The organism is Actinophytocola sp. (assembly GCF_036002505.1).
Taxonomy (GTDB): domain Bacteria; phylum Actinomycetota; class Actinomycetes; order Mycobacteriales; family Pseudonocardiaceae; genus DASYTH01.
This window is the reverse complement of record NZ_DASYTH010000410.1, coordinates 1-8,729: the sequence shown is the minus strand read 5'-3', so window position 1 is coordinate 8,729 and position 8,729 is coordinate 1. Positions and strand designations below refer to the sequence as shown.

At 72.8% G+C, this 8,729-nt stretch carries 8 protein-coding genes and 1 pseudogene; all 9 read left to right on the top strand.

All coding sequences use genetic code 11. The features are described from left to right. Window positions 1-647: pseudogene (locus VGR06_RS36415) on the top strand (carbamoyltransferase HypF); the annotation flags it as partial. 18 nt (window positions 648-665) lie between these two features. Then, window positions 666-914 carry a HypC/HybG/HupF family hydrogenase formation chaperone gene (locus tag VGR06_RS36410; protein ID WP_327563764.1) on the top strand — a complete coding sequence of 83 codons (249 nt, stop codon included), beginning with the start codon at window positions 666-668 and terminating at the stop codon, window positions 912-914. Continuing rightward, complete coding sequence (gene hypD, locus VGR06_RS36405; protein WP_327563763.1) at window positions 911-2,017, top strand: hydrogenase formation protein HypD; 1,107 nt, start codon at window positions 911-913, stop codon at window positions 2,015-2,017. The genes VGR06_RS36410 and hypD overlap by 4 nt, the downstream gene beginning before the upstream one ends. Beyond that, complete coding sequence (gene hypE / locus VGR06_RS36400) at window positions 2,014-3,066, top strand: hydrogenase expression/formation protein HypE (protein ID WP_327563762.1); 1,053 nt, start codon at window positions 2,014-2,016, stop codon at window positions 3,064-3,066. The genes hypD and hypE overlap by 4 nt, the downstream gene beginning before the upstream one ends. Window positions 3,067-3,189: 123 nt before the next feature. Continuing rightward, the gene (locus tag VGR06_RS36395; RefSeq protein WP_327563761.1) at window positions 3,190-4,581 is read left to right on the top strand and encodes a multicopper oxidase family protein; all 1,392 of its coding nucleotides are present in this window, start codon (window positions 3,190-3,192) and stop codon (window positions 4,579-4,581) included. A 100-nt stretch (window positions 4,582-4,681) separates the two neighbouring features. Next, window positions 4,682-5,851: a 4Fe-4S dicluster domain-containing protein gene (locus VGR06_RS36390; RefSeq protein ID WP_327563760.1), complete on the top strand. Its 1,170-nt coding sequence runs from the start codon at window positions 4,682-4,684 to the stop codon at window positions 5,849-5,851. Further along, the gene (locus VGR06_RS36385; protein WP_327563759.1) at window positions 5,848-6,702 is read left to right on the top strand and encodes an FAD/NAD(P)-binding protein; all 855 of its coding nucleotides are present in this window, start codon (window positions 5,848-5,850) and stop codon (window positions 6,700-6,702) included. The genes VGR06_RS36390 and VGR06_RS36385 overlap by 4 nt, the downstream gene beginning before the upstream one ends. Then, the gene (locus VGR06_RS36380) at window positions 6,702-7,472 is read left to right on the top strand and encodes an oxidoreductase (protein ID WP_327563758.1); all 771 of its coding nucleotides are present in this window, start codon (window positions 6,702-6,704) and stop codon (window positions 7,470-7,472) included. The genes VGR06_RS36385 and VGR06_RS36380 overlap by 1 nt, the downstream gene beginning before the upstream one ends. Beyond that, window positions 7,456-8,729: Ni/Fe hydrogenase subunit alpha (locus VGR06_RS36375; protein WP_327563757.1), on the top strand; the 1,274-nt coding region annotated here is incomplete at its 3' end. The genes VGR06_RS36380 and VGR06_RS36375, both read left to right, overlap by 17 nt.

Sequence of the window (8,729 nt, the reverse complement as noted above, 5' to 3'; positions counted from 1 at the left end):
CGGCGGCGGTGCGGCGGCCGGCCCGGATGGCGCTGGGCTACCTGTTCGGCGCGGAGGACTGCGGCTCCGAGCCGCTGGAGTGGCCGCTGGCCGGCGACCTGCTCGAGCGGGTGGGCGACCGCGAGGCCGGCGCGGTCGCCGCGATGGTCGGGCGCCGGCTCAACAGCCCGCTGGCCTCCAGCGCCGGGCGCCTGTTCGACGCGGTGGCGGCGCTGCTGGGGATCTGCGACGACAGCGGCTACGAGGGTGAGGCCGCGGTGCTGCTCGAGGCGGCCGCGGCCGGGCACCCCGACGGCGACCCGCTGCCGTTTCAACTGACCACGGTGGACGGTCTGTGGGTGTACGACCCGGTGCCGACGCTGCGCGCGGTGCTGCTGTCCGGCGAGCCGGTCGACGTGCTGGCCGCCCGGTTCCACAGCACGATCGCGGAAGTCGCCGCGCGGCTGGCCGAGCGGGCCTGCGCGGACGCCGGCCTCGAAACGGTCTGCCTCGGGGGCGGGGTGTTCCAGAACCGCCGCCTGACCGAGGGCGTGCTGCGCCGGCTCACCGCGGCCGGGTTGCGCCCGTTCGCCGGGGAGCGGGTGCCGATGAACGACGCGGGTATCAGCTACGGGCAGGCCGTGGTGGCCGCGGCCCGATTGGGGTGATCTATTGTGTGTCTAGGGGTGCCGGGCCGGATCCTCGATGTCGACGTGCCGGAGGGCCGACCCGATCTGCGGACCGGGACGGTGGACTTCGGCGGCGTGCGCCGGCCGGTCTGCCTGGCCTACACGCCGGAGGCCGAGGTCGGCGACTACGTGATCGTGCACGTCGGGTTCGCCATCAGCCGGGTCGACGAGGACGAGGCGGCCAAGACATTGGCGGTGCTGCGGGCGATGCCGGACGCACTGGCCACGGAACTGGGGCCGGCATGAGATACCTGGACGAGTACCGCGACCCGGAGCTGGCCCGCCGGTTGCTCGCCGAGCTGCGGGCCACCGCGACCCGGCCGTGGACGATCATGGAGGTATGCGGCGGGCAGACGCACACCATTGTCCGGCAGGGCATCGACGAGCTGCTGCCGGCCGGCATCCGCATGATCCACGGGCCGGGCTGCCCGGTGTGCGTCACGCCACTGGAGATGGTCGACAAGGCGGTCGCCGTCGCTGGCCGGCCCGGCGTGATCTTCACCAGCTACGGCGACATGCTCCGGGTCCCGGGAACCACCGGCGACCTGCTCGGGGTCAAGGCCCGTGGCGGCGACGTCCGGGTGGTCTACACCCCGCTGGAGGCCGTACGCATCGCCGCGGCCAACCCGGACAAGCAGGTGGTGTTCTTCGCCGTCGGGTTCGAGACCACCGCCCCGGCCAACGCGATGGCCGTACTGCACGCCGCCCGCGCCGGGCTGACCAACTTCAGCATGCTGGTCAGCCACGTCCTGGTGCCGCCGGCGATCACCGCGATCCTGGACGCGCCGGACAACGAGGTCCGCGCGTTCCTCGCCGCCGGCCACGTGTGCGCCGTGATGGGCTGGACCCAGTACGAGCCGATCGCCGCCCGCTACCGGGTCCCGATCGTGGTCACCGGGTTCGAACCGCTCGACCTGCTCGAGGGAATCCTGATGGCGGTGCGGCAGCTCGAGGAGGGCCGGGCCGAGGTGGAGAACCAGTACGCCCGGGCCGTGCGGCGCGACGGCAACCTCGAGGCACAGCAGGCGATCCGCCGGGTGTTCCGGGTGACCGGCCGGGCCTGGCGCGGCATCGGCCGGATCCCGGAGAGCGGCCTGAGCCTGTCCACCGAGTTCGCCGGCTACGACGCCGAAACCCGGTTCGGCACCGAATCCCTTGCCGTGCGGGAGAACCCGGAGTGCATCGCCGGCGAGATCCTGCGCGGCACCAAACTTCCCACCGACTGCACCGCCTACCGCGTCCGGTGCACCCCGCGGACCCCGCTCGGCGCGCCCATGGTGTCGGCCGAAGGCACCTGCGCGGCGTTCCACGCGGCCGGCCGCCGACCGTCCACAGTGGAGGCGTCATGACCCTCACCGACCCCGTCGCGGCGACCTGTCCGGTGCCCCGCAACGAGACCGAGGTGGTGCTGCTCGGGCACGGCTCCGGCGGGGCGCTCATGGCCGAGCTGCTCGCCGAGGTGATCACCCCGCGGCTCGGGTTCGACGGCCCGCTCGAGGACGCCGGACTGCTCGACACCGGCTCCCCGGAGATCGTGGTCAGCACGGACAGCTTCGTGGTGACCCCGCGGTTCTTCCCCGGCGGGGACATCGGCTCGCTCGCCGTGCACGGCACCGTCAACGACGTCGCGATGCGCGGCGCCCGCCCGCTCGCTCTGGCCCTGTCCTACATCGTCGAGGAGGGCCTGCCGCTGGCCGACCTCGAGCGGATCACCGATTCGGTGGCGCGGGCCGCGCGGGCGGCCGGGGTGCGGATCATCGCCGGGGACACCAAGGTGGTCGGCCGGGGCGCCGCGGACGGGATCTACCTGACCACCACCGGCATCGGGGTGCGCCTGCCCGGCGCGGAGGTCGGCGCCGCCGGTGGCCGGCCCGGCGACGTCGTGCTGCTGTCCGGCCCGATCGGGCTGCACGGCACCGCGATCCTGGCCGCCCGCGGGGATCTCGGGTTCGACGGCGACCTCACCTCCGACAGCCGACCGCTGAACCGGTTGGTGGAAACCATGATCCGGGCCGCCGGACCGGCCGTGCACGCCCTGCGCGACCCCACCCGCGGTGGATTGGCCAGCGCCCTCAACGAACTCGCCGAGGCCTCCTCGGTGTCCATCGAGATCACCGACGCCGACCTGCCGGTGCCGCAGCCGGTCGCCTCGTTCTGCGAACTGCTCGGCCTCGATCCGCTGCACGTGGCCAACGAGGGCTGCCTGGTCGCGCTCGTCGCCCCGGAGCACGCCGACCGGGTGCTCACCGCGATGCGCGCGCTTCCCGAAGGGTGCCGGGCGCGCGTCCTCGGCCGGGTCGCAGCCGGCCCGCCCGGCCGCGTCACCGCCCGCACCCTGGTCGGCTCCTCCCGCATCGTGGACATGCTCGTCGGCGAGCAGCTGCCCCGGATCTGCTGACATGAGCGGGCCGGTGGTGTCTTCCGGACGAGCAGCGCAGGGCGCGAGCGCCAGCGAGGGACCGAGCAGCGCAGGAGGGAAGGCACCACGTCAAGGCCCGCTCACGCGAGCGGAGCGAGCCTGTTGGACGCTGACATGAACCGGCGCGCCTTCCTCGGCACGGTCCCCCTCGGCCTGCTGTCCGCCTGCACCAGCGAAAGCCGGCCGGTCCAGCCGACCGACCCGCGGGTGCGTGAGGTCGAGGCGGCCCGCCACGGCAGCGGGCGGACCCACGCCGTCACGCTCACCGCGACCGAGGGCCGCATCGACCTCGGCGGGCCCGTGGTCAGCACCTGGACCTACGACGGAACCCTGCCGGGACACGAGATCCGGGTCCGCGCCGGGGACCTGGTCGAGGCGCGGCTGGTCAACCGGCTCCCCGCGGACACCTCGGTCCACTGGCACGGGCTGGCCCTGCGCAACGACATGGACGGTGTCCCCGGCGTCACCCAGCCCGTGATCACCCCGGGGCAGACGTTCACCTACCGCTTCATCGCCGCCGCGCCGGGCACCTACTGGTTCCACCCGCACACCGGCACGCAGCTCGACCGCGGCCTCTACGCACCGCTCATCGTCGAGGACCCGGCCGAGCCCGGCGGCTACGACGCCGAGTGGACCGTCGTGCTCGACGACTGGCTCGACGGCACCGGCACCACGCCGGACGAGGTGCTCGCCGGGCTGCGGGGGCGTGGCGGCCACACCATGTCCGGTAGGGACGGTCGGCGGCTCGGTGGGGACGTGGCCTACCCGCACTACCTGATCAACGGGCGCGTCCCGGCCGCACCCGCCACGTTCACCGCGAAACCCGGGCAGCGCGTCCGGATCCGGTTCCTCAACGCCGGCGCCGACACCGCCTTCCGGGTCGCCCTCGGCGGCCATCGCCTGACGGTCACCCATACCGACGGGTGGGCGGTCACCCCGGTGGACACCGACGCCCTGCTGATCGGCATGGGTGAGCGCTACGACGTGCTGGCCACCCTCGGCGACGGCGGGTTTCCCCTGACCGCACAAGCGGAAGGCAAATCGGGCTCCGCGTTCGCCGTGGTGCGCACGGCAACCGGCGACCCGCCCCGGCCGGCCGCGGCGACCGGCTCCGTCATCGGGTATTCGGACCTGCACCCGACCGCCGCCGCCATGCTGCCCGCCAAACAGCCCGACGTCGTGCACCGGCTCGTGCTCACCGGCGGCATGATGGGCTACTCCTGGGGTATCGACGGCAAACCACAGATCCGGGAAGGCCAGCGGGTCCGGGTCGAGTTCGTCAACACCACCATGATGTGGCACCCGATGCACGTCCACGGCCACACCTTCCAGCTCGGCACCACCGGCCCGCGCAAGGACACCGCCATCGTGCTGCCCGGCCGGACCCTGGCCGGCGACTTCGACGCCGACAACCCCGGCCAGTGGATGATCCACTGCCACAACGCCTACCACGCCGAGGCCGGGATGATGACCAGGCTCGGCTACCAGGCGTGAGGTCCTTTGGTCCCTACCGCGGCGGCCCATGGACCCTGGGGCCCCGGCCGGCGGCACGCGACGATCGAAGCGGAACAGTTGTCCAGCAACGGAGGCGGCGATGGTCGTGCTCGGCCGCGAGGGTCTCGACCGGCTCGTCGAGGTCCTGATGGAGCGAGGGTACCGGGTCATCGGGCCGACCGTGCGGGACGAGGCGATCGTGCTGGACGAGCTGACCTCGGCAAGCCAGTTGCCGTTCGGCTGGGGCGTGGAGGTCGGACCGGGCCAGTACCGGCTGTGGCGCCGCGCGGACGGCGCCGCGTTCAAGAACTCGGCGGGACCGCAGTCCTGGAAGCAGTTCCTGCATCCGGCCCGGGAGAAGCTCTGGTCGGCCGACCGGGACGGCTCCGGCTTCACCGTCACGGCAACGGATTCCGAGCCGCCCCGGTACGCCTTCCTCGGGGTGCGCGGCTGCGACCTCGCCGCGATCCGCGTGCTGGACCGGGTGCTGGACCGCGGCGAGCATCCCGACAGCCGGTACCACCGGCGCCGGGAGGGGATCTTCATCGTGGGGGTGAACTGCACCGACCCGGGCGAGACCTGCTTCTGCGTCTCGATGGGGACCGGGCCGGCGGTGTCGCCCCAGCCCCCACCCCCCTGCGGGGGGCAGGGGGTAGGGCCCACCCCCCACCAGCCGGGCTACGACCTGGTGCTGACCGAATCCGTCGACCAGCGCGGGCACCATTTCCTGACCGAGGCCGGCAGCGAGCGCGGCGCCGAGGTTCTGGCCGAGCTGCCCACCCGGCCGGCCGGTCCCGGTGAGGTCGAGGCCGCCGAAACCGCGGTGGCGCGGGCCGCCACGGCGATGGGCCGCCGGATGCCGGCGGCCGACCTGCCGGCCGTGCTCGCCGCGACGCGGGAGTCCGAGCGCTGGTCCGAGATCGCGAGCCGGTGCCTGACGTGCGCCAACTGCACCATGGTGTGCCCCACGTGTTTCTGCACCACCACCGAGGACGTCACCGATCTGACCGGTGACCACGCCGAGCGGTGGCAGCACTGGGCGTCCTGCTTCGAGCTGGACTACTCCTACATCCACGGCGGCGAGGTGCGTACCTCCGGTGCGAGCCGGTACCGGCAGTGGCTGACGCACAAGCTGGGCACCTGGCACGACCAGTTCGGCGGCTCCGGTTGTGTCGGATGTGGACGGTGCATCGCCTGGTGCCCCGTCGGTATCGATCTCACCGCCGAGGTGGACGCGCTGGTCACGGAAGCCGGGGAGGAACCGCGATGACGTCCCAGATCGCCCAGCCGCGGGTGCTGGCCGATCCGTGGGTGCCGCTGGAGTACCACGTCGGCGCCAGCCACCGGGAGACCACGGACACCGCGACCCTGGTGCTGCTCTCCCGCGGAGAACAGATCAGGCCATTCCTTCCGGGCCAGTTCGCCATGCTCTACGTGTTCGGGGTCGGCGAGATCCCGATCTCGATCAGCGGCGACCCGGCCGCCGAAGACGTGCTGGAGTTGACCATCCGCGGGGTCGGCGCGGTCAGCGAGGCGCTGCGGTGCGCGCCGGTGGGCACGCCCGTCGGCGTGCGCGGACCGTTCGGCACCGGCTGGCGGCTCGACCTCCCGGCCGGTGCCGACCTGCTGCTGGTCGCCGGCGGGATCGGGCTGGCCCCGCTGCGCCCGGCGCTGCTGCACGCCCTGCGGCACCGCCGGCGCTACGGCCGGATCGTGCTGGTGGCCGGCGCGAAGACCCCCGCCGAGTTGTTGTTCACCAAGGAACTTGCCGCACTGGCGGCCCGCGCGGACGTCGAGCTGGTGGTGACCGTGGACCGCGCGACGGACGGCTGGACCGGAAACGTCGGGCTGGTCACCAAGCCCCTGGCCGGGATCGACCTCTTCCCGGAGTGGACGGCCGCGCTGCTGTGCGGGCCGGAGCCGATGATGCGGTTCTCTGCCAAGGTGCTGCTGGACCGCGGAATGCCCGCGCAGCGGATCCAGGTGTCGTTGGAGCGCAACATGAAGTGCGGGATCGGGCTGTGCGGGCACTGCCAGCTCGGCCCGCTGCTGCTCTGCCGGGACGGCCCGGTCGTGCCCTACCCGGTGGCCGCCCCGCTGCTCGTGACCCGGGAGCTGTGATGAGCCCACCGACGCTCGCCGTCTGGAAGTTCACCTCGTGCGACGGCTGCCAGCTGACCCTGCTGGACTGCGAGGACGAGCTGCTCACCCTGGCCGAGACCGTCCACATCAGCCACTTCCTGGAAGCCACCAGCCACACCGAGCCCGGCCCGTACGACGTGTCCATCGTGGAGGGTTCGGTCAGCACCCCGGACGAGGCCGAGCGGATCCGCTGGATCCGGGACCAGTCGCGGACGCTGATCGTGATCGGCGCGTGCGCCACGTCGGGCGGAATCCAGGCACTGCGCAACTTCGGTGACGTCGACGAGTTCCGCTCGCTGGTCTACGCCCAACCCCGGCACATCGCCGCGCTCGCCACCAGCACCCCGATCTCCGCGCACGTGCCGGTCGACTACGAGCTGCGCGGCTGCCCGATCGACAAGCGCCAGCTGCTCGAGGTGCTCACCGCGTTCCTCGCCGGCCGCAAGCCGAACCTGCCGGACACCAGCGTGTGCACCGAATGCAAGCGCGCCGGCTACACCTGCGTCATGGTCGCCCACGGCACACCCTGCCTGGGACCGGTGACGCACGCCGGCTGCGGCGCGATCTGCCCGGCCTACCGGCGCGGCTGCTTCGGCTGCTTCGGCCCGATGCGCCAGCCGAACGTGCCCGCGCTGCTCGCGCAGCTGCGCCGGTGCGGCATGGGCGAGGACGAGCTGCACCGGGTGTTCCGCACGTTCAACGTCACCGCGTTCCACCGGGAGGAGACCGCCGATGTCGCACCGGGCTAACCGGCAGCTCCAGGTCAGCGGACTGGCCAGGGTCGAGGGCGAAGGCGCGCTGCACGTGAGCGTGCGGGACGGCCGGGTGGAGCACGTGGCGATGCGGATCTACGAGCCGCCCCGGTTCTTCGAGGCGTTCCTGCGCGGCCGGGCGTTCACCGAGCCGCCGGACATCACCGCGCGGATCTGCGGGATCTGCCCGGTCGCCTACCAGCTCTCCGCCTGCGCCGCGATCGAGGACGCCTGCCGGGTCGAGGTCGGCGGCCAGCTCGCGGCCCTACGCCGGCTGCTCTACTGCGGCGAATGGATCTCCAGCCACGCCCTGCACATCTACCTGCTGCACGCGCCGGACTTCCTCGGCTACCCCGACGCCATCAGCCTCGCCAAGGACCACCGGGAGGTCGTGGAACGCGGGCTGGCGCTCAAGAAGGCCGGCAACGCGATCATGGACCTGGTCGGCGGGCGCGCGATCCACCCGATCAACGTGCGGCTCGGCGGGTTCTACCGGGTGCCCACCCGGGCCGAGCTGGCGCCGCTGGCCGAACGGCTGCGCACCGCGTTGGACCAGGCCATCGCCACCGCGATCTGGGTGTCCACTTTCGACTTCCCGGACCTGGCGCCGGCCCACGAGCTCCTCGCCCTGCACGAGCCCGACCGCTACGCCATCGAGTCGGGAGTGCCGCGCACCGCTTCCGGAGCGGGCTTCCCGCTGTCCGGGTACACCACGCACGTGGTCGAGGAGCAGGTGCCGCACTCCACCGCCCTGCATGCCCGGCTGGACGGGCGGGAGTTCCTGACCGGCCCGATCGCCCGGTACGCGATCAACTCCGCGCAGCTCTCCCCCACCGCCCGGCAGGTCGCCACCGAGGCCGGGCTGGGCGCGGTGTGCCGCAATCCCTTCCAGAGCATCGTGATCCGCGCCGTCGAGGTGGTGTACGCGATCGACGAGGCGCTCCGCCTGATCGGCTCCTACGAGCCACCCGAACAGTCCTTTGTAGACGTCAAGCCGCGGCCGGGTGCCGGCCACGGAGCCACCGAGGCACCCCGCGGCACGCTCTACCACCGCTACGAGCTCGACGGCACGGGCCTGATCTCCTCGGCCGACATCGTCCCGCCGACCGCGCAGAACCAGGCCGCCATCGAGGCCGACCTGGCCCGGCTCGTCGACGCCAACCTGCACCTGGACGACCACGCCCTGACCCACCTGTGCGAGCAGGCCATCCGCAACTACGACCCGTGCATCTCCTGCTCCGCGCACTTCCTCGA